This is a genomic window from Micromonospora sp. NPDC047644 (assembly GCF_040704315.1).
Classification (GTDB): Bacteria; Actinomycetota; Actinomycetes; order Mycobacteriales; family Micromonosporaceae; genus Micromonospora.
Genome location: NZ_JBEYSY010000006.1, coordinates 152,112 through 173,582, shown reverse-complemented (window position 1 = coordinate 173,582; position 21,471 = coordinate 152,112). Strand labels below are relative to the sequence as shown.

Genomic DNA, 21,471 nt, shown 5'->3' with positions numbered 1-21,471 from the left:
GACGGCCCGAGCCGGTGGGCGCAGCTGTTCGTCGAAGAGCCGAACGTCACCGACGCCGAGTGGTCGAAAAGGGTGGGACCGTGGGCGGGCGAGATCGAACTCGCCCGCCCACTGCTGTGGCGCGTCCCGTCGGGGTGCCTACCGCTTCCGTACCGTCAACGTCTGGTAGTCGGCGGCGTGGGGTCGATAGGTCGGGTTGCCGGAGTAGGCGACGTGGACCCGGTAGGCCCCGGGCGGCAGGTCGGCGGTCGGCAGTTCGACGACGGCCTTACCGTGCGCCAGTGGTACCACCTGCACGGTGCCGCCGAAGGTGACGGTGACCTCGCCGGTCGGGATCGGAGGGTGCTGCTTCGGTCCGCCCGCCGGCCCGACGGTCACGTTCAGTCGGAACGTGTCCCCACGGACAACCGACGCCGGTGTGGCCTTCGCCTTGACCCTGACGGCGGCCGGGCCGGAGGGCACCTCGAACGACGCCGTACCGTCCGACGCCTTCAGGTAGTCGAAGCCGAGGTACTCGGCCTTGACCGTCCGGGCACCCGCGGGCAGACCCGTCGGCAGCGTGACGGACGCCGCACCGTCGCTCAGGTGGGCGAGCTTCGACCACGCGCCGACGCTGACCCGTACCTGACCGCCGGTCTCGAAACCGTCGGCTGCCGTGACCGTCACGGTGGCAGTGGTCGTCTGGGCCCCACTCGCGTACGGCTCGACAGCCACCTCGGTCGTCGTAGCGACGTCGCTGTTCGGGATTCCGCGGATGTCGTTCCACTCGCGGACGGTCAGCGGGATCACGGTGCCGTGACGCGGACGGACGACACCCGCGTTGGTCATCGTGATCGCCTTGGCGTTCCACGTCGGAGCCTCGATGTTCTCGTGGCACGCGGCCTGGTAACCCCCACCGTTCGTGTACCGGTCACCCCAGAGGTAGAACTGGCTGGGGCAGGCGGTGTCACCGGGGTTGGCCTTGAAGATGACCGGTCCCTCGTACCCCTGGTTGGCGACCCACGTCGTGCGCCCCAGAGCCGGCGCGACCAACGTCCAGTTGTCGATGTCGCTGTCAAGGAAGTCGGTGTGCTTCTCCGAGAAGATGTCCGAGCCCTGGTTGCCGGCCTCGTTCTTGGTCACCCGGTAGTAGTTGTCGCCGACCCGGATCGCGGTCGTGTCGATCCGCGACAGCGGGGCCGGATCCTGCCAGACCCGGGGAGCGGAGAACGTCTTGAAGTCTCGTGTCGTGGCGTACCACATCTGCGCGTTGCCCTGACCGGTGCGGTTCACGGGGTCGTTCCACAGCGACTGGGCCCAGAACACGACGTAGGCGCCCAGTTCTTCGACCCACAGCGACTCTGGTGCGAAGGCGTTGCCGGCGTTGTCGGGCGCCACCTTCACGTGCCGTTGAGGGGTCCAGTTCACCAGGTCGTGCGACTCGAACACCTCGATGTACTGCGTGTCGTTGATGGCGTACCCGCCCTGGTCGTACCAGTTCAGGTCGGTGGCGATCATGTAGAACGTGTCGCCGTCGGGGGAGCGGACGATGTGCGGGTCACGAAGCCCCTGGTCGCCCAGCTGGGAGATGAGTGACGGCCGACCTCCGGTCAGACCGGTCCAGTCCAGAGCGGTGTTTCCGTTCGAGGTGGCGAACATGATCTGCTCGCCGTCGGCGATTCCCTCGCCCTTGAAGTACCCCATGAAGTACCGCTCGTACTCCTCCGAGCGCGGCATCGCGGTGATGGTCACCGGGAACGACTTCTTCTGCGAGGCCCTGCCCTTGGTGATGGTCGCCGTCAGGGTGGCGGCAACGTCCGCCCGGCCGAAGGCCGGGCGGCTGACCACGCCGGTCGGGGTGACGAGGCCGGTGGACGACCTCCAGGTGATCGTGGAGCCGAACTCGCCCTCGGCGGTGAGGTCGAGGTTTCCGCGTACGCCGTCGGCGCCGTCCACCCTCAGATCGAAGGCGTCCCGGTCGACAGCCTGCGCGTCGTCGAACTCGGCCTTCACCACCACGGGGATCTCTCGCGTGGCAACCTCCTGCGCGCCCTTGCGGACAGTCGCCGTGAGCGTGGCTGTCGCGTCGGCCTTTCCCTGTGCGGGCCGGGTGATCCGGCCGGTCACCGCGACCTTTCGGGCGCTGGCGACGGCCGGCGGGGTGTTGACCTCGACGACGGAGGGGTCGGAACTCGTCCAGGTGATGGCCGAGCCCGCCACGGAGCCCACCTTGGGCAGAACGAGGTCGCGTACGACGGCGCTGGTGCGGCCGAGGTCGATGGCCGCGGCGTCGGCGCGGACGCCGTCGGAGACGGTCTTCTCTGCCAGGAGCAGTGTCTCGTCGAGACTCACGGCCCGGTCGTACACGCGGAAGTCCCGGATCGTTCCGCGGAACGAGTAGTGACCCGCTGTCTGCGAGCGACCGAGGAAGTTGCAGTTGGTCCCCGCGGCGTTCACCGACGGCGCCGTCGTCAGGTTCGTCGACGTCGCGTGCAGCACACCGTCGAGGTAGACCCTGCCGGTCCAGCTCGTTCCGTCCGAGTTCAGTGACTGGGTGTAGGTGACATGGGTCCACGCTCCCTCGAGCATGCGGACCCTGCTCTGTTGGAGGTTCGTCGGGCCCACCGCCACGCGGAACCGCTGGGTGTTCGACGCGAAGATGGAGCCCTCGGCGCCGGTGTCGACGTCACACGAGCCGGACTTACGGCCGAAACCCCACATCTGGTGCTCGCCGACGTTCGCCGGGTCGACCCACACTTCGTAGTCCACCGTGAGGTTGGACATGCCGGCGGTGATGTCGTTCGGTAGCGCCACGTATGCGCCGTCGAGGGCGCTCTCGTAGGAGTCGGGGTTGAACCTGACTCCTTGGCCGGTCAGGGCCGCCTTCTCGGGATTCACGAGGGTGGCGTTCGCCGCCGCACCCGCGCTACCCGAGTTGACCAACGTCGTCCCACTGGTCTCATCGAGGGCGAAGTGATGCACCAGGCCCTCGGTGAGCTGCTCCTCGGCAGCGTACGAGGGCGTCGCCGCTATCGAGACCGAAAGAAGCGCACCCAGTGCCAGGACCGCGACACCTCTGCCCTTCCGACTCCGCCCGAGACGCGGTCTTGGCTGTCGCAGTCTCAATTGATCCTCCTTGGCCGGGGGTGCGTTTCTCTCCAAACTGGACGGGCCGGTTAACGCTAACTACGGGGTGCTGCCGGGTCAACGCGATGCGTTGCAGGCAAGCCCCCGCAGGCCCGCGCCTGATGGGCTCCCAACCGCTCGACCGGTCGAGGGCTGGACGGTGATCCGATACGCGGTCGTCCGGGGCGGGTCGGCCTGGGCGGCCGAGGCGCCAGTGGCGTGGTGTCACGTCCGCTGGTGACGTGGTGTCACTGTTCGCTCGCCGGTGAGCACCGAATAGTGGGGTGGTCACCGCACCATTGCCGCTTACGCCCGCGTCGATCGCGGCGGCCGCGGCGGCGCTCAGCGCGTAGGCGCTGCGTCCGGCCCGCCGTGGCCGACCCGTTGACCGGCCGATTCGGCACAGGTCACGACATACCACGCTCGTTACGTTGATCCACCGGATGCGCCGCCGCGCTCGGGAGCTGGACGGTGCTTCGTCGGACCCTGCCCAGGGTGTGACGCTCGTTGAGCCGACCGGCAGGCCGGGGCGCGACCGATAACCAGGAAGGACCCGCCCATGACCGCGTCGATGATCTCCAAGCCCGACTTCACCGGGCTGCGTGCGATGTACATCAACTGCACCCTCAACCGTTCTCCCGGCCGTAGCCACACGCAGGGGTTGATCGATCGCAGTGTGGCGATCATGGAGGCGAACGGGGTCGCCGTGGACCAGATCCGCGCCGTCGACCACGACATCGCCACCGGCGTCCGACCCGACATGACCGAGCACGGGGCGGACAGCGACGAATGGCCCGCGTTGCTGACCCGGGTGCTCGCCGCCGACATCCTGGTCATCGCCGGGCCGATCTGGCTCGGCGACAACAGTTCGGTGACCCGTCGGGTGATCGAGCGGCTCTACGGCTACTCCGGCGTGCTCAACGAGCAGGGCCAGTACGCTTACTACGGGCGGGTCGGGGGCTGCCTGCTCACCGGCAACGAGGACGGCCTGAAGCACTGCGCGATGAGCATTCTCTACAGCTTGCAGCACATCGGCTTCACCGTCCCACCGCAGGCCGACGCGGGCTGGCTCGGCGAGGTCGGCCCCGGCCCCTCCTACCTCGACGAGGGCTCCGGCGGGCCGGAGAACGACTTCACCAACCGCAATACCGCGTTCATGACCTACAACCTGCTCCACCTCGCGTCGATGATGCGCGGCGCTGGAGGCTTCCCGGCCTACGGCAACCAGCGCACGGCCTGGGACGCGGGAGTTCATCCGGACGCCGCCAACCCCGAGTACCGCTGACGCCGACGACCGGCCACGACAACGACTTCTGTCACCCTCTCGTGACAGCGCCAAGGATGTGAGTAGTGATGACGAGCCCGGCAACGACGACCTGGCCGAGCCTGCGGGTCTCGGACTGGACCGCCACCCGCGACACCCTGCACATGTGGACCCAGATCGTGGGCAAGATCCGGATGGCACACGCGCCGTTTCTCAACCACTGGTGGCAGGTGCCCCTGTACGTGAGCCCGCGCGGGTTGACGACCTCCGCCATCCCGTACGGCACGGGAGCCTTCGAGATCGAGTTCGACTTCATCGGCCATCGGCTCGACGTGCGGACCAGCGACGGCGGCACGCGGAGCCTCGCGCTCCGGCCGATGCCGGTCGCCGAGTTCTACTCGCGGGTCATGGCCATGCTCGACGAGCTCGGGATCGAGGCCCCGATCCGGCCGTACCCCAACGAGGTCGACCCGGCGATCCCGTTCGCCGAGGACCACGAGCACGCCTCCTACGACGGCGACGCGGCCGCCCTGTTCTGGCGTCAGCTGTTGCAGGCGAACCGGGTCATCGGCGAGTTCCGGTCGCATTTCGTGGGCAAGGTCAGTCCGGTGCACTTCTTTTGGGGCGGGATGGACCTCGCCTGCACCCGCTTCTCCGGCCGGTCGGCCCCGCCGCACCCCGGGGGTGTGCCCAACTGCGGGGACTGGGTGATGGTCGAGGGCTACTCCCGGGAACTGTCCAGCTGCGGGTTCTGGCCCGGCGGCGGCGAGGAAGGCGCCTTCTACTCGTACGCCTACCCCGCGCCCGACGGGTTCGCCGAGCGGCAGATCGGTCCCGAAGGCGCCTACTACAGCTCCGAGTTCCAGCAGTTCCTGCTGCCGTACGAGGTGGCCCGCGCCGCACCGGACCCCGATCGCGCGGTCGCCGAGTTCCTCCGCACCACCTACGAAGCCGCCGCGGACCTCGGGCACTGGGACCGCTCCGTGCTGGAGGACGACCCCCTCCGGTGGCATCGTGGTCCCGCCCGGTGAGGACCGTCAACGGCGACGTTCGTGCTCACGGCATGGTGAAGTCGGCGAAGTCGAAGCCCGGACTCACCACACAACTGACCAGGACGTGCTCGTCGCCCGCCGGTTTCGCCGACTGCCACTCGCCCGCCGGAACCAGGATCTGCGGGCACTCGGCGCTCAGGATCGTCGGCCGACTGTCCCTGCCGACTGTCAGCGCCAACGGCCCACCCGAGTGCCAGAACCAGATCTCGTCCGACCGAACGGTGTGCCAGGCCGACGAGTCACCCGGCTCGAGGAGAAAGAGGATCGCGGTCGCGGCGGCACGGCTGCCCGGGTAACCATCGGGCTCGAACGTGACAGCGGACCGATAGGTTTCCCGGAACCAGCCGCCTTCGGGATGCGGGCGCAGATCGAACTGTTCGGCGAGCGGCGGACGTACGGACATGAGGGCCACTGTAGTGGCCGACACCGCCGAGGGGCGCGGCACCGAGCCGCGCCCCTCGCTGACGGGAACGCCAGCGCCGGGCGTCGGCGGGCGGTCCGTCAGCGGGGAACACGCACCGGGTTCGATCAGCGGTTGTCGTCGGGTCCCAGCGCGTCGCGGCGCCAGGTGTACCAGCCACGGCAGAGCAGGTAGGCGACGAGGGTGGTCAGCGACACGAGTCCATCGGCGATCAGGGTGCGGTCCGCGTGGGGGACATCCAGGATGAACGCGGCCTGGATGGTGACGGCGATCTTGTGGAACAGCAGAAGCTCCCACATGCCGCGCTGCTTCCGTGGCGCGACCGCCAGCAGAGCCCACATCCCGGCGAAGACGATGTAGGCGCAGGTTCGCCAGTACTCGGTCAGGATCAGGTCATCGGAGAGGCCGCCGAGGCGGGTGACGCCCTCGACGAACGGCACCAGGGTCGCGGCTGCCGTGATGGCCATCAGGATGCGCCCGGTTCGATCCTGCCAGCGGGTCGGTGCTGTGGCGGCGGTGGTGGCGACGTCGGTCTGGGTGGTCATGTAGCTTCCCCGTCTGCTCGATCACGTCGTACTCGTGGACGGGAAGATCATCCGTCAGCGGGGCGCGGCACCGCGTCGGTGGAAATTGCCTAGTCGCCCGCGTGGCCGGCGCGGCTCCCGGTGAGACCGCACGCCGTCGTGGTGGCGCGGGTGATCCGAAGGTAGGTAGTTGTCGCCGACGCGACGGACGTGCCGGCCGCGACATGGTCATTCCCACGACATGTCGCACCGAGTCGAAGGTCTTCGGGAAGAGGGTGGGCGCGTGCGGAGCGATCCGATCGAGTACGACAAGCGGTTCGCGCTCGGTGCGGGTGCCAGCGATGCGGGGTGCACGATCGACCGTACGTGGCTTCTGTTGCCGACCGGTCGAGTTGTCGCCACGGATCCGCTCGGAGGACCGTACGACGAACCACCGGCCCCCTTCGTCCAGGCAGTGCCGGCCGGCCGTTACCGGGTGGACCTGCTGATGATGGACGGACTCGTCGCCGCGGCACGGCTCTGTGTGCGGGATGAGCGGGCGGCGACCTGGGAGGAGGCGTTGCCGGGGAGTCTTCGTGACGGCGACCCGGAGGTCGCCGGGTACGACGTCAATGCCGGTGCGGGTTGTTTCACCGACGAACAGACCTTCCGCCAGCTCCGCGAGGAGTCCGACAGCGGCTGGAAGCTGACCCTCCTGGAGGATCTGGCCTGGCTGCGCGACGGACCCACCGTCATACCGCGCTGCGAGGTGGATGGCTGCTCCGGCGACGAGGGCGACGAGAACGTTCTGGTCGCGTTCGCGTCCGGCGAGGGCGACGGGACGTACCGGACCTGGGTCGGCCGCACGCGGCACGGAGAGATCACCTGCTTCGTGACCGACTTTCTCCTGTCCGACGCAGAGGCTGTCCCCCGGGCCGGGCAACACCTGACGGAGCCCGCACCGAGCTAGGCTCCCGGCGTGATCCGGATCCGATTCGACGACTCCTCGATCGACCGCACCCGGATCGCCGTCAGCCCGATCACCGAGCTGGTCGGCGGCTTGGAGATGGTGCATCGCGAACGGAGCCGCCGGGCTGCGCCGTGGCCGTACACGGCATGGGTCGGGCGGGCCCGTGAGGTGCTGCGGACGGTCCCCGAGACGGCTCCGCTGAAGATCTACGCGCAGCTGTACGGCGAGAGTCACAACCGGCCGACCCCGGACGTGTTCACGCCGGTGCCATCGGCGGCGCACTCCACCGTGAGTGAGCAGCTCGACGACCTGCGCCACACGCCGCACGCCGTCGTGCGGGAACAGTTCGCGAAGCACTATCCGCAGGAGCTGCCCGCCTTCCTCGCGCCCTACCGTGACGACCCGGATCGCGCCTTCGGCCGTCTCGCCGATGCCCTCGCCGCGTTCTGGCAGCTCACGACCGCCGCGCACTGGCCGGCAATGCGGACCGCGCTCGACGAGGAGGTGCTTCTGCGCGCCCGCACGCTTGCCGTGGCCGGCCCCGAGGCCCTGCTGAGCGGCCTGCGCGGACCCGCGCGGTGGGAGCGGCCCGTGCTGTCGCTGTCGAGGCAGCACGAGTCGGTGCTCGATGCGCGCGGGCGGCGGCTGGTGTTGGTGCCCGTGCTGCTCCTGCAGAACAGGATGACCTGCTCGACCGACCACCCCGAGGTCCTGATGGTGACATATCAGGCCCGGGGTGCGGCAGCGCTGGCCGAGCGCCCGGCGCCACCCGATCGCGAGCGCGATCGGCTCGCCCGGCTGATCGGGTCTGGTCGGGCCGCCGTGCTGCGCGCCCTGACCGAACCCACGACCACCACGAGCCTGGCCGCGGCTCTCGGCCTGTCGTCCGGCACGGTTTCCGAGCACCTCAGTGCCCTGCGAGAGGCCGGCGCGGTCAGCCGGACGCGGTTCGGGCGGCAGGTCTTCTACGCGCGCCGGCCCGAGGGCGACACGCTGCTGGCTACGTTCGAGGATTCGGCATCCGCCGAGTAGTTGGAAGCCGCCGAGGGCGACTCCTAGCGTCCGGAGTCATGCACCCCGTTCTCGCGGGCATCCTGCACCGCAGGGCACGCCCGCTCGCCCTTGCCTGTGCCGCCTCGGCCGGTCACCAGATCTGCGAGGCCCTGATCCCACTGGCCATCGGGCTGACCGTCGCCCACGCCGTCGACGGTGGCCCGCCCATGTCTATCGTCCTGGCTGTCGGGGGAGTGCTGACCCTGTTCGCTGTGCTCGCGACCGGCGGTGGCATCAACTACTGGAGGCTGACCTCCGACACCACCCGGGAAGCCCACCACCTGCGCATCCACGCCGCCGGCCGCATCCTGAGCGGCGGCGTCGGCGCGGAGCGGCTGCCCGGGGACCTGTCGACGGTCCTGGTCTCCGACGCCAAAGCCACCGCCGAGGTGCTGCGGGCGGCCGTGCTGCTGGTTTCGGGAACAGCCGGACTGCTCGTCACCGTCGCCGTGCTGCTCTCCATCGACCCCTGGCTCGGCCTCGGCGTCGCCGCCGGGGTGCCCGCGCTCGGGCTTGCCGTCAGCCGACTCAGCCCCGTGCTTGAGCGGAGGATCGCCCAACGGCAGCGCACCGCCGGGTCAGCCGCCGCCCTCGCCGCCGAACTGGTCCAGGCCCTGCGACCGCTGCGCGGCTTCGGCGGCGTCGGGGAGGCGGTCCGCCGCTACCGTACGGTGAACCTGACCTCCCGCGATGCGGCGCTCCGAAGCGCGACGGCAGCAGCGGCCGCCGAAGGCATCGGCGCGGTGGCCAGCGGCCTCGTGCTGGTCGGCACCACCGCCGTCGCGGCCTCCATGACGCTCTCCGGACGCATCGACGTCGGCGGCTTCGTCACCGTCGTGGCCATGGTCTCGTTCGCCGGCGAGCCGGTCGACCGTATCGCCGCCGGCATCAAGCAGTTGGCGATCTCCAGGGCCAGCGCCATCCGTGTCGCCGTCCTGCTCGACGCCGCGCAGCCGACCCGCGACGACCCGACCCGCGCGGATGCCGCTCACGGTCTTGCCGTGCGCGAGGGTGAACTGCTTGGCGTCGTCGCCACCGGCACCGGGTCCGCCGACGCCCTGATCACCGCTCTCGCGGCGACGCACCCGGACGCGCTGGTGGAGCCGCATGTGGTGCACCTGTTCGGCCGCACCCTCACCGAGGCCCTCGACACCGGCCGCGACACCGAACCGGCCACCCTGCGTCGTGCCCTCGGCGCGGCACAGGCCACCGACATGACCGGGGCGCTGCTCGACGGCGGCGCCAACCTCTCTGGCGGACAGCGCCAGCGGGTGGCGCTCGCCCGTGCCCTGGCAGCCCAGCCGTCGCTGCTGATTCTGCGCGACCCGCTCACCGCAGTCGACGCGGTCACCGAAGACCGGGTTGGCGCGGGACTGGCCGCCATGCGAGGCAGCAGCAGCACCGTCATCGTGACCACGTCCCCCACGATGCTCGTCCGTTGCGACCGTGTCGCCTTTCTGTCCGGGGCCGGGGCCGCGCACGTGTCCACCCACGATCGGCTCGTCACCGACGCCGGCTACGCCGCGGCGGTCCTGCGATGATGACGCTCCCGATCGCCACCGGCCGGCAGAGCGTGACTCTGCTCGCCAGGGCCCTGAGGCCCCATCGAGGCGCAGTCGTCGCCGCCCTGCTCTGGACCGCGCTGAGCGCCGCCGGTGCCGTCGCCGCCCCGCTGCTGCTGGGCTGGCTGGTCGACGCGGTCCGCGCCGACAGGGCACCGCACGCGACAGGCCTGGCCGCCGGGCTCTGCGCGGTAATCCTGGCTGGCACCGCCGCTACCGCCTTGTCAGTACGCGCCACCGAACGTCTCGGCGCGCACGTCGCGGCGGACCTGCGCGCCCTGGCGGTCCACCGCACCCTCGAGCTGCCACCGGCCGTACTCGAGAACGCCGGCCGCGGCGAGGTGGCGTCGCGGGTGACCGAGGACCTGGAGAATCTCGTCGCCTCGGTCCCGTTGGTGGCCGAGGTCATGCGCGCACTGGTCACCGTCATGCTGTCCACCGTGGGCTTCCTGACCCTGGACTGGCGGCTGGCGCTCGCCTTCCTGGTGGTCTTCCCGATCTACGCACTCAGCCTGGGTGTCTATCTGCCGCGGGCAGCCCTGCTGTGGGCACAGGAACGGTCGCTCGCCGCCGAGCGCGGACGGGTGCTGCTGGAGTCGCTTCAGGGCCGGGAGACCGTGTCCGCGTACCGGATGGCCGCGCTGCAGACCGAACGGCTGGCAACGGCGTCGCGGAACAACCTGGTCGCATCCCTGCGCGCGGCGCGCAGCTTCCTGTGGTTCAGCAAGAGCATGAACGCGGCCGAGGCGATCGGGCTGTCTGCCGTCCTGCTGACCGGATACTGGCTGGTCCGCGCCGACCTGGTCACCGTCGGCGCGGTGACCGCCGCGGCCCTGCTGTTCCACCGGCTGTTCACGCCGCTGGGGACCCTGCTCCTCTCCTTCGACGCCGTGCAGCGCGCCCAGGCATCGATGGCGCGTACCGCCGGAGTTCTGCTGGTGCCGCCGCCCGCCCCCGGCAGGCGAGTGCGACCCGGTACGCCGGGAACGGTCGCGGTCACGGTGCGCGGGCTGCGGCACGCGTACGACGGCGAATCCGACGTCCTGACCGGCATCGACCTCGACGTGCCGGCGGGTAGCTCGCTGGCGCTGGTCGGCGGCAGCGGCGCCGGTAAGACGACAGTGGCGAACCTGATCGCCGGCACCTTCCCCGCGAGCGCCGGCCGGATCACGCTGACCGGCCCAGACGCCCCGGTCGGCGTCGCTGAGCTGGACCGCGCCGTGCTGCGTGACTGGATCGGTCTGGTGTCGCAGGAGACACACGTCTTCACGGGCACCCTGCGCGACAACCTCACCTACGCCGCACCGGACGCCGGCGACGCCCGTCTTCTCAGCGCCCTGGCGGCGGTCGGCGCGAGCGACTGGGCGTCGCGCGACCTGTTGGACAGGGCAGCCGGCCCGCTGTCGCCCGCGCAGGCGCAGCAGCTCGCGCTGGCCCGGCTGCTGCTGCGCGACCCGCCCGTCGTCGTGCTCGACGAGGCGACCGCCGAAGCGGGCAGCGCGGGTGCCGGTGACCTGGACCGGGCGGCGGCAGCGCTCATCGAGGGCCGCACGGCCGTGGTGATCGCGCACCGGTTGACCCAGGCCCGTGGGTGCGATCGCATCGCACTGCTGGAGGCCGGAACCATCGTCGAGATCGGTACGCATGACGACCTCATCGCCCGTGGCGGGGCCTACACCGCCCTGTGGTCGGCCTGGTCGCACTCCGCGACGTCGACGACCTGACCCGCCGGCGGCGGCCGGTCGGGCGTACCTCCAGGTCTCCGGGCTGGCCGCGCGGCGACGTCGCGAGTTGTCGGGGCATGGTCCGGGAGTTCATCCTAAACGTCCACATTGGACAAACGTTCGGTGCCTGGCGGACCGTACGTCGCGCTGACATGAGGAGATCGCATGGCAATCCGATCCGGCCGGGCTTTGTCGTCCCCGGTGGTGTCACGACAACGAAGACTCCTGGCGGGCATTCTCTGTGTCCTCGTACTGTTGCTGGGACTGCCTCCCGGCCGGCCGGCGCTGGCCGCGGGCCTCGACCCCTGCGACCGGGGGGAGAGCGCGTTCACCCTGCCGACGGGAACGTCGGCCGGTGACGTCACACTGCGGCTGGGGTGCGCCAGGCACGCGGGCGACCTGCGGGCGTTGGCCGACAGCGACGACGACGCGATGTTCCAGATCACCGGTCACGGCGCCGAGTACCAGGACCATTTTCACGACTCCATGCAGAGGCTCACCGACGACTCGCGGCGGGCGAAGGCCAGCGGCACGTCGCTCGGCGAGTTCCTCGGGGACCGGTTCACGTTGCGCCTTCCCGGCGTCGTGCCGCCCACCGGTGAATGGGCGCCCCCTGCTCTCGACTTCGAAGGGAAGTTGGTCACCGTCGGCGCCACCCTCGTGGTGGTGATCCCGGTGGGGGAGGTCCAGGCGACCACGAACTGGTGGCAGAAGTCGATATCCCTCATCGGCGGTGCGGCGATCGGCTACCTGATCGATATCGTCTGCTTTGCCGCGGCAGGAGTTCTTCCCCCGCTCCTGCCCGCCTGTGCCATTCTCACCGGGTTCTTCGGTGGCCTCTTCGCCGACCTGTTCAACTCGATGTTCGAGGGCAAGTCGCTCGGCGACTACAACGTCTGGGTCGAGGCGATCTGTATGGCAATCCTGGGGGGCGCTATTGCTGGTCTGGCACCGTACGTTCAGGCGTGGGCCAAGGACTTCGGCGCAAGGCTCGCCGCGAAGCTGGACGATTATCTGGGCAGCGCGTTCCTCAGCATGCTCAAGTGGTTGCGTGCCGGTCAGTCGATTCTGTCGGCGTTCTCCTCCCTGCAGGCCGGGATGCGGCGGTTCATGCCGGCTCTGGCCGAGCGACTCGGCCAGGCGATCGGGCAGTCCTCCACCGAGCTGCGGGTCATGCCGCTCGGTGACTCGATCACCGCAGGTATGGAGAGTTCGGACAACAACGGCTATCGCCGAAAACTGTTCGACGCGCTGGACATCGTCGCCGGCGACGTCGACTTCGTCGGCTCGCAGGAGGCCGGCACCATGGACGACCCCGATCACGAGGGGCACCCCGGGTGGCGGATCGACCAGATCACACGGGTGGCCGACTGCAAGGTGGCACAGTACAAACCGAACGTCATCACACTGATGGCCGGCACGAACGACATCAACCAGAGCTACGACCTGTCGGCCGCACCGCAACGCCTCAAGAACCTCATCAACAAGGCGCTCGCCTACTCTCCCCGGGCCACTGTCGTTGTCGGCAAGCTGTTGCCCACCGACAAGTCCGGCCTCCAGCCCCGCATCGACGCCTACAACCCGGGAATCTACACCGTGGTGCGCGACCTGCGGGCCGAGGGCAAGCACGTCCTGTGGGCGGACACCAGCACAGTCCAGGCCAGTGAGGGCATGCAGAACGACGCCCACCCGAACGACGGCGGCTATGCGAAGCTCGCCCACGCCTTCTACTTCGGCATCCGGGAGGCCATGGACCAGGGCTGGATCCGGACGCCCGAGATGCCGGAGCCGGGCGAACCGTGCGACGCGACCGGCAACCCGGTCGACGACGGCACGGCGCTGGGGTCCGGTTGGAGCCGGATCGGCGTGATCGCTCCGGGCATGCAACGGCCGGCGAACTACGTCCGGACCGAGATCGCGGAGATGAACGGCGACCGGCGGCAGGACTACGTCCAGATCCGCCAGGACGGCTCGATCCGGGTCGCGATCAACACCGAGGACGAGCCCGGGCACATCACCTGGCCGCTCTGGCTCGGTGGCACCGGGGTGTTCAACCCCTGCTCCACGTGTGCGCAGGTCGGCACCGGCTCGAACCCACCCGAGTACGGCAACCAGATCCGCCTCGCCGACATCGACGGCAACGGCCGCGACGACGTCGTCTTCGTCAGCGAGGACGGCGCCATGGACGCCTACCTCAACCTCTCCCTCACGAACACCTCACCCCCGGGGTGGACCAAGATGGCGAACGCGGGCCCGGCGCAGTTGCAGGGCGTCAAGCGCGCGCACATCCGGTTCGCCGACGTCAACGGCGACGGGCGCGACGACGCCCTGCGCATCGGTGACAACGGCCGGGTCCACGCCTACTACAACACCGACGACGGGGACTCGGGCACGCTGATCAAGAAGCCGAAGTGGGTGGAGAAGCTGAGCTGGGCCCCCGGGGTCAACGGCGCCTCGCTCAACAGCCTCCGCTTCTCCGACGTCGACGGCGACCGCCGGGCCGACTACCTCATGGTCGGCACCGACGGCAGCGTCCACGCCTTCCTCAACCGGGGCGGCAAGGACGCCGGCGGCTTCGAGCAGCACCTGAACTGGTCCAACGCCTCGCACTACCCGCGCGAGTACGTCCAGTTCAACGACGTCACCGGTGACGGTAAGGCCGACTACCTGGTCGTCTACCGCCAGGGGGCGGTCCGGGCCTGGCTCAACCGCGGCGGCAACCTCTGACCGTGGCGGGCCGCCGTCCACCCGGACGGCGGCCCGCGCCAGGGCGCACGTTGTCGGCTCCACCCCCCTGATGAAACAGGCCTCAGGCGTCGCGGCGCAGCGTGAACCAGAAGGTCGGCACCGGGTTGGTGCCCGGCGTGACGTCGGTCAGTTCCCAGCCGGGGAACCTGGCGCGGAGCTCGTCGGCGGTGACGCCCGCCGCCCACGACGTGATGTCGGGCATCGGATTGCCGAGCGGCTCGGGGCCGTACCCGAACATCAGCAGTCGTGCTCCGGGGGCGGCGCGCTCGGTGAGCCCGGCGGCGTAGGCGTCGCGGCGGTGCAGCGGGATGCCGCAGTAGCAGCTCAGGTCGAAGAACAGGTCGAAGGGACCCGGCACGTCCAGCTCGTCGAGGCGGGTCGCGTCTCCGTGCCGTAGGTGTAACGCCACTCCCGCCTCCGCGGCCTTCTCCCTGGCCTGGTCGACGGCGGAGTCGATCAGGTCGATGGCTGCCACCTCCCAGCCGTGCCGGGCGAGGTAGGTGGCGTTGGTCCCGGTGCCGCAGCCGAGTTCGAGGGCGCGGCCGGGCGGCAGCGCAGCGTTCCCCTCCACCAGGGCGACCAGTTCGGGTGGCGTCACGCCGGTGTCCCAGGGTGGCTTGCCGGTGCGGTAGTAGCTCTCCAGTGCGCGGTGGACGGCCTCCTCCTCCGGGTCCCGCCGCGTTGGGGCCGGGTCCGGCTCCGGCTTCTGGATGGCGTGGGGATGGTCCATCGTCTCCTCCAAATTTAGAGTCAAACTCTAGTGACCGTCTCTAGATATAGACTCGCGACATGGACAAAGTCAAGCGGCCGGACAAGCGGACCGAGCGCTCGCGCCGCACCCGTGAGAAGGTCGTCGAGGCGGCTCGCGAGCTGTTCCTCGCGCAGGGTTACGGGGCGACGAGCCTGCAGGAGGTCGCGGACCGTGCGGGCGTGGCCGTCCAGACGGTCTACTTTGTCTTCCGCAACAAGCGCACGCTGTTCAAGGACGTCGTCGACACGTCCATCGCCGGGGACACCGAGCCGGTGGCCACGATGGACCGCGAGTGGTTCCGTGCCGCGTGCGCCGAGCCCACGGCCGCCGGGCAGTTGCGCGCGCACGTGCACGGCACCCGCGAGATCCTCGGCCGGGTCGCTCCGATCATGCCGCTGATCGCGGCCGCGGCAGCCACCGATCCCGAGATCGCCGCACAGTGGCCGGACGGCCCCGACCCGCGTTACACGGTGCACCACGCAGCCGCAGAAGCACTGGTCGGCAAGCCCGACACCCGTCCTGGCCTCTCCGTCGAGATGGCGGCGGACCTGCTGTTCGGCCTGCTCAGCCCGCAGCTCTATCTGATCTTCGTCCGCGACCGGGGCTGGTCACCGGACACCTGGGAGGAGTGGACCCGCGCCGCCCTGACCTCCCACCTCTGCGCCGACGCCGGCTGAGCGGACCGGCCTCACGGCCACGGAAACCGAGTGCGCACACCGAGAGATGCACCGCCGGATCGGCTGGTGACACGCTCGTGCAACGCCACCGGTCGATCCGCTGCGCCCGACGGAACGGGCACTTCGGCGTCGCCGGGCGGACCGGCGCGTGGCCGAAACACTCCGCCGAAACTGGGAGTCATCCATGGACAGTTGCCCGTTCTCTCTGGACACCACCGGAAAAGATATCCACGGTGAGGCCGCGAAGCTGCGTTCGCAGGGTGCCGCTACTCAGGTGGTCCTGCCCGGTGGCGTGGTGGCGTGGTCGATCAACAGCTATGCGGTGATCAAGCAACTGCTCACCGATCCGCGGGTGACCAAGAGCGCCCGCAACCACTGGCCGGCGTTCATCAACGGCGAGATCCCGCCGGACTGGGAGATGATCAGCTGGATCGCGATGGACAACATGGTCACCGCGTACGGCAAGGACCATGTGCGGCTGCGCAAGCTGGTCGGCAAGGCGTTCACCCCGCGGCGTACGGAGGCCATCCGACCGTGGATCGCCAAGATCACCGAGGAGCTTCTCGACGGGCTGGCCGCCGCCGCCCCCGGTGAGGTGGTGGACCTGCGTGAGCGGTTCGCGTACCCGTTGCCGGCCCGCCTGGTGGCCGACCTCATCGGCATGTCCGAGGAGGCCCGCGCCAAGACGGCGAAGGTGATCGACATGATGGTCGACACCACCGTCACCCCGGAGCAGGCGCAGGCCGTGCTGGCCGGATGGCGCGGTGCGATGGCCGATCTCATCGCCAGCAAGCGGGAGAACCCGGGTGAGGACATCACCAGCGACCTCATCGCCGCGCGCGACGAGGACGGTTCCCGGCTCAGCGAGGAGGAGTTGACGGACACCATCTTCGCCATCCTGGGCGCCGGCTCCGAGACCACCATCAACTTCTTCGACAACGCCATCACGGCCCTGCTCAGCGACCCGGAGCAGCGGGACCTCGTGCTGTCCGGCGAGGCCACCTGGAACGACGTCATCGACGAGACGCTGCGGGTCGAGTCGCCGCTGGCGCACCTGCCGTTGCGGTACGCCGTCGAGGACATCGAGCTGGACGGCGTGACGATCCCGCAGGGCGATCCCATTCTGATCAACTACAGCGCGGTCGGTCGTGATCCCGCCCTGCACGGCGACGACTCCGACCGCTTCGACCTGAGGCGCGCCGACAAGGAGCACCTCTCCTTCGGCCACGGACCGCACTACTGCCTCGGCGCCGGGGTGGCCCGGGCGGTCGCGACCACCGGTCTCTCCTCGCTGTTCGAGCGCTTCCCCGACATCGCGCTGGCGGTGCCGGTCGCCGACCTGCAGCCGTTGCCCACCTTCATCATGAACGGCCACCGGACGCTGCCGGTCCGGCTGACCGCCCCCGTACCCGCTGCCTGACAACCACCGACGACCTGAGGGAGCCGCCGTGCTGACCACCACCGACACACCCAGGCGCGAGGAGATCGTCGCGCGCGTCACGGACCTCGCCCCGCTGCTGCGCAAGAACGGCGTGCAGGCCGAGCGGGACCGCCGACTGCCCGACGAGACGATCGAGGCACTGGCCGACGCCGGGGTCTTCAAGCTGCGGGTGCCGAAGCGGTTCGGCGGCTACGAGGCCGACACCCGCACGCTCGCCGACGTCGCGACCGCGCTCGGCCGGGCCGACGGTGCCACCGCGTGGACCGCCTCCGTCTACTGGATTCCGACGTGGATGGCCGGCCTGTTCCCCGAGGCGGTGCAGGAGGAGGTTTTCTCCACGCCGGACGTGCGGATCTGCGGCACCCTGAGCCCGTCCGCCATGGCGGTCCCGGCCGACGGCGGCATCGTCGTCAACGGCAAGTGGGGCTTCATCAGCGGCGCGTTGCACAGCCACTGGCAGGAGATCATCGCGGTGCTGGTCGGCGGTGACGGTCCGCCGATGCCGGTGATGGCGCTGGTGCCGACCTCCGAGTTGCAGATCGTCGACGACTGGCACACGTCCGGCCTGCGCGGCACGGGCAGCGTCAGCACCGTCGCCCAGGACCTGTTCGTGCCGGCCGAGCGGTTCCTGCCGCTGCCGGTGGCGCTCCAGGGCCGGACCGGACCGGACGCGGCCGGCGCGCCCGCCATGTACCGGGCGCCGCTGCTGCCGGTCGCCTCCGCGTCGTCGGTGGGCACCGTGCTGGGCCTGGCCCGCGCGGCCGGTGAGACGTTCCTCGAGCGGCTGCCCGAGCGCAAGATCACCTACACGGGGTACGAGAAGCAGGCCGAGGCGCCGCTGACCCATCGCCAGGTGGCCGAGGCGGAGCTGAAGACCGACGAGGCCGAGTTCCACGTGCACCGCCTCACCGCGCAGGTCGACGACAAGTCGGCCGGCGGCCAGCCGTGGAGCCTGGCGGAGCGCGCCCGGGCCCGGGCCGACCTGGGGGCCGCGTGCCGCCTGGCGAAGGAGGCGGTCGGCATCCTCGCCGGCGCCAGCGGTGGCTCCTCGCTCTACGACGACGTGCCCATCCAGCGCATCGCCCGCGACGTGCAGGCGGTCAACCTGCACGCGCTGATGAACCCGGACACCAACACCGAGTTGTACGGCCGGATCCTGTGCGGCCTCGAACCCGACACCCTCTATCTCTGAGCCGCCGAGAAAGGACACCAGAATGACCACGAGCACCTTCAACGCCGACGCTCAGGCCGCCGTGGCCGCGGTACCGCGGCACATCGTCGCCGCGTGGGCGGAGCACGACGCCGACGCCTTCGCCCGCACGTTCACCGATGACGCGACCATGATCCTGCCCGGGGTCTTCTGCCGTGGCCGGGACAAGATCCGCGGCTACATGGAGCAGGCGTTCCAGGGCCAGCTCAAGGGCACCCGGGTCACCGGCACGCCGGTCGACGCCCGCCTGATCGCGCCCGGCGTCGCGGTGCTGACGACCGAGGGCGGTGTCCTGGAGCCCGGCTCCGAGGACGTGTCGCCGGCCCGGGCCATCCGGGCGTCCTGGATCCTCGTCGAGCGCGACGGCGAGTGGTTGCTGGCGGCTTACCAGAACAGCCCGCGCGGCGAGTCGTGAGCAACCAGGCCAGGAAGGGGCAGCCGTGAGCGCACAGGTGGGAGAGCGTGCCGTCGTTCTCGGCGGCAGCATGGCGGGCCTGCTGGCGGCGCGGGTACTGGCCGACGCGTACGCCGAGGTGGTCATCGTCGACCGCGACCGGCTCACCGGCGTCTCCACCGCCCGACGTGGCGTGTCACAGGGCCGGCACGTGCACGGCCTGCTCGCCCGGGGCCAGCAGATCCTGGACGAGCTGTTCCCCGGATTCACGGCGGAGGCGGTGGCCGCCGGGGTGCCGACCGGCGACCTGGGCGAGCTGCGGTGGTTCTTCAACGGACGCCCGCTGGCACCGGCCAGCACCGGGCTGACCTGCGTGTCGGCCGCCCGACCCGTGCTGGAGCGGCTGGTGCGCGAACGGGTGGCCGAGCTTGCGGCCGTACGCTTCGCCGAGGAGCGCGACATCGTCGGGCTGACCACCACCGGGGACCGCCGGCGGGTCACCGGGGTGCGGGTGCAGGGGCGCGACGGCACGGCCGAGGAGACGATCACCGCGGACCTGGTGGTCGACGCCACCGGCCGCGGGTCGCGTACCCCGGTCTGGCTGGAGGAACTGGGGTACAACCGGCCGGACGAGGACCGGATCCGGATCGACCTGACCTACACCACCCGCCTCTATCGGCTGGCCTCGGACGACGTTCTCAAGGGCGACCTGTCGATCAACCCGGTGTCGTCGCCGTCGCACCCCCGTGGCGCGTTCCTGTCCCGCATCGACGGCGGCCGGTGCATCGTCTCTCTGACCGGGGTGCTCGGCGACAGCGCGCCGGCCGACCCGGCCGGCTTCCTGGAGTTCGTCAAGTCGCTGCCGGTTCCGGACATCTACCAGGCCATCCAGGACGCCGAGCCGTTGGACGAGCCGGTGTCCCTGCGGTACCCGGCCAGCGTCCGTCGCCACTACGAGCGGTTGTCCCGGCTGCCGGACGGCTTCCTGGTCCTCGGCGACGCGGCGTGCAGCTTCAACCCGGTCTACGGCCAGGGCATGACAGTGGCGGCGTTGGAGGCGCTGACGCTGCGCGACCACCTGGCCGGCGGCACGGCACCCCGGCCGACCGACTTCCAACAGGCCGTGTCCGCGGTCACCGACGTGCCCTGGGAGATCTCGGCGGGTGGTGACCTGAGCTTCCCGCAGGTGCAGGGCCCGCGACCGCTCAAGGTGCGGATGGCGAACGCGTACATGGCCAAGATGCAGGCGGCCGCCACCCGCGACCCGCAGGTGACGCGGACCTTCATGCGGGTGGCGGGGCTCGTCGAGCCGCCACAGGCCCTGATGCGGCCCGCGATGATGCTCCGGGTGCTGACCCGCAGCCGCCGTCCGGCACCGGAGGTGCCGGCGTGGCAGCCCGACGCCGTCGGCACCGCCTCGGAGGTCTGATCCCGCAAACCCGGTGCCCCGGCCCTTTCAGGGCCGGGGCACCGACGGGTTCTGGGCCGGCATCAGCCGGCGAGCACGCCACGCTTGCGCAACAGCGGGAGGACGCCCTCCCCGACGACGTAGGCCTCTTCGAGGTGCGGCTGCGCCGACAGGATCAGGTGGTCCAGGCCGAGCCGGTGGTATTCCTCGATCCGGTCCGCCACGTCCTCGTGACTGCCCACCAGCGCGGTGCCCACGCCGGGACGGACCAGGCCGTACCCGGCCCAGACGTTCGGGTAGACCTCCAGGTCGTCGGTACGCCCACCGTGCAACGCCGCCATCCGCTGCTGCCCCTGCGACTCGGTGGATCGGAAGCGCTGCTGCGCCTGCCGGATCCGCGCCGGGTCCATGCCGTCGACCAGTTGCCGCGCCACCTTCCATGCCTGCTCGGACGTGTCCCGGGCGATGACGTGGAAGCGGGTGCCGAAGCTCAGCGTCCGTCCGTGCGCGTCGGCGAGTTCGCGGGCCCGGCCCATCGCCTCCGCCATGGCCGCCGGTGGCTCGCCCCAGGCCAGCAGCACGTCGGCGTGCGCGGCGGCCACCTCCCGGGCCGCGTCGGAGGAGCCGCCGACGAAGATCTCCGGAGCGACCGGGTACGGCCGGGTGAGCAGGCCCGCCCGGATGCGGTAGTGCGTGCCGGTGTGGTCGAACCGCTCACCGGTCCAGGCTCGGCGGAACACGTCGAGGAACTCGCCGGTGCGGGCGTACCGTTCGTCGTGCGACAACCAGTCCCCGTAGCGCCGCTGCTCGTCGGCGTCGCCGCCGGTGACCACGTTGAGCTGGAGGCGACCGCCGGAGAGACGTTGCAGAGTCGCCGCCGACTGCGCGGCCAGCACCGGCGAGATGAGCCCGGGGCGCATCGCCACCATGAAGCGGATCCGCCGGGTGTCCGCGGCGAGCGCGGCCGACACCAGCCACGGGTCCTCGCAGAACATGCCGAAGGGCACGAGCATTCCGGTGAACCCGAACCGGTCCGCCGCGAGGGCGACCTGACGCAGGTAGTCCGGGTCGACGTCGCGGCGCGCGCCGGGCGGTGGCGGGCCGGAGGAGGGCTGGGCCACCTCGCGCCCGTCCCCGTGCGTGGGCAGGAACCAGTGCAGCTGCAACGACATCTGTCGTCCTCTCGAT

17 protein-coding genes are annotated in these 21,471 nt (G+C 70.4%); 12 read left to right on the top strand and 5 right to left on the bottom strand.

Annotated features, from left to right (window positions below; all coding sequences use genetic code 11):
- Positions 1-138 precede the first annotated feature (138 nt).
- Positions 139-2,961, bottom strand: a complete 2,823-nt coding sequence (locus AB0877_RS11935) for an immunoglobulin-like domain-containing protein (protein WP_366608571.1) — start codon at positions 2,959-2,961, stop codon at positions 139-141.
- Between the two features lie 703 nt (positions 2,962-3,664).
- Here AB0877_RS11935 and AB0877_RS11930 point away from each other — a divergent pair.
- Positions 3,665-4,390 carry a flavodoxin family protein gene (locus tag AB0877_RS11930; RefSeq protein ID WP_366608570.1) on the top strand — a complete coding sequence of 242 codons (726 nt, stop codon included), beginning with the start codon at positions 3,665-3,667 and terminating at the stop codon, positions 4,388-4,390.
- Between the two features lie 68 nt (positions 4,391-4,458).
- A complete protein-coding gene (locus AB0877_RS11925; RefSeq protein ID WP_366608569.1) occupies positions 4,459-5,400 on the top strand; it encodes a DUF5996 family protein in 942 nt (313 codons plus the stop codon).
- Positions 5,401-5,425: 25 nt separating this feature from the next.
- Here AB0877_RS11925 and AB0877_RS11920 read toward each other — a convergent pair whose 3' ends face one another.
- Positions 5,426-5,824, bottom strand: a complete 399-nt coding sequence (locus tag AB0877_RS11920) for a cupin domain-containing protein (RefSeq protein WP_357227197.1) — start codon at positions 5,822-5,824, stop codon at positions 5,426-5,428.
- A 125-nt stretch (positions 5,825-5,949) separates the two neighbouring features.
- Entirely contained in the window at positions 5,950-6,387 is a 438-nt protein-coding gene (locus AB0877_RS11915) for a hypothetical protein (protein WP_366608568.1), read from the bottom strand.
- A 262-nt stretch (positions 6,388-6,649) separates the two neighbouring features.
- Here AB0877_RS11915 and AB0877_RS11910 point away from each other — a divergent pair, with 262 nt between their 5' ends.
- The 5 genes from AB0877_RS11910 to AB0877_RS11890 all read left to right on the top strand — a co-directional run bounded on the left by AB0877_RS11910 (position 6,650) and on the right by AB0877_RS11890 (position 14,381).
- The gene (locus AB0877_RS11910) at positions 6,650-7,315 is read left to right on the top strand and encodes a DUF4241 domain-containing protein (RefSeq protein ID WP_366608567.1); all 666 of its coding nucleotides are present in this window, start codon (positions 6,650-6,652) and stop codon (positions 7,313-7,315) included.
- Positions 7,316-7,324: 9 nt separating this feature from the next.
- Positions 7,325-8,347, top strand: a complete 1,023-nt coding sequence (locus tag AB0877_RS11905; protein ID WP_366608566.1) for a helix-turn-helix domain-containing protein — start codon at positions 7,325-7,327, stop codon at positions 8,345-8,347.
- Positions 8,348-8,385: 38 nt separating this feature from the next.
- On the top strand, positions 8,386-9,909 hold the full coding sequence (locus AB0877_RS11900) for an ABC transporter ATP-binding protein (protein WP_366608565.1): 1,524 nt from the start codon (positions 8,386-8,388) through the stop codon (positions 9,907-9,909).
- The gene (locus AB0877_RS11895) at positions 9,909-11,654 is read left to right on the top strand and encodes an ABC transporter ATP-binding protein (RefSeq protein WP_366608564.1); all 1,746 of its coding nucleotides are present in this window, start codon (positions 9,909-9,911) and stop codon (positions 11,652-11,654) included. The genes AB0877_RS11900 and AB0877_RS11895 overlap by 1 nt, the downstream gene beginning before the upstream one ends.
- A gap of 255 nt (positions 11,655-11,909) precedes the next feature.
- Positions 11,910-14,381 carry a GDSL-type esterase/lipase family protein gene (locus AB0877_RS11890; protein WP_366608563.1) on the top strand — a complete coding sequence of 824 codons (2,472 nt, stop codon included), beginning with the start codon at positions 11,910-11,912 and terminating at the stop codon, positions 14,379-14,381.
- An 82-nt stretch (positions 14,382-14,463) separates the two neighbouring features.
- Here AB0877_RS11890 and AB0877_RS11885 read toward each other — a convergent pair whose 3' ends face one another.
- Positions 14,464-15,132: a class I SAM-dependent methyltransferase gene (locus tag AB0877_RS11885; RefSeq protein WP_366608562.1), complete on the bottom strand. Its 669-nt coding sequence runs from the start codon at positions 15,130-15,132 to the stop codon at positions 14,464-14,466.
- Positions 15,133-15,191: 59 nt separating this feature from the next.
- Here AB0877_RS11885 and AB0877_RS11880 point away from each other — a divergent pair, with 59 nt between their 5' ends.
- The 5 genes from AB0877_RS11880 to AB0877_RS11860 all read left to right on the top strand — a co-directional run bounded on the left by AB0877_RS11880 (position 15,192) and on the right by AB0877_RS11860 (position 20,304).
- Positions 15,192-15,830 (top strand): helix-turn-helix domain-containing protein, encoded by a 639-nt coding sequence (locus AB0877_RS11880; RefSeq protein WP_366608561.1) that lies wholly within the window; start codon positions 15,192-15,194, stop codon positions 15,828-15,830.
- A 184-nt stretch (positions 15,831-16,014) separates the two neighbouring features.
- Positions 16,015-17,250, top strand: coding sequence for a cytochrome P450 (locus tag AB0877_RS11875; RefSeq protein WP_366608560.1), 1,236 nt, complete (start codon positions 16,015-16,017; stop codon positions 17,248-17,250).
- Positions 17,251-17,281: 31 nt separating this feature from the next.
- Positions 17,282-18,463 carry an acyl-CoA dehydrogenase family protein gene (locus AB0877_RS11870; RefSeq protein WP_366608724.1) on the top strand — a complete coding sequence of 394 codons (1,182 nt, stop codon included), beginning with the start codon at positions 17,282-17,284 and terminating at the stop codon, positions 18,461-18,463.
- Positions 18,464-18,485: 22 nt separating this feature from the next.
- Complete coding sequence (locus tag AB0877_RS11865; RefSeq protein ID WP_366608559.1) at positions 18,486-18,896, top strand: SgcJ/EcaC family oxidoreductase; 411 nt, start codon at positions 18,486-18,488, stop codon at positions 18,894-18,896.
- 25 nt (positions 18,897-18,921) lie between these two features.
- Positions 18,922-20,304 carry an FAD-dependent oxidoreductase gene (locus tag AB0877_RS11860; protein ID WP_366608558.1) on the top strand — a complete coding sequence of 461 codons (1,383 nt, stop codon included), beginning with the start codon at positions 18,922-18,924 and terminating at the stop codon, positions 20,302-20,304.
- Between the two features lie 62 nt (positions 20,305-20,366).
- On the opposite strand, the gene AB0877_RS11855 is transcribed toward AB0877_RS11860, so the two are convergent.
- Entirely contained in the window at positions 20,367-21,455 is a 1,089-nt protein-coding gene (locus AB0877_RS11855; protein WP_366608557.1) for an LLM class flavin-dependent oxidoreductase, read from the bottom strand.
- Positions 21,456-21,471 lie beyond the last annotated feature (16 nt).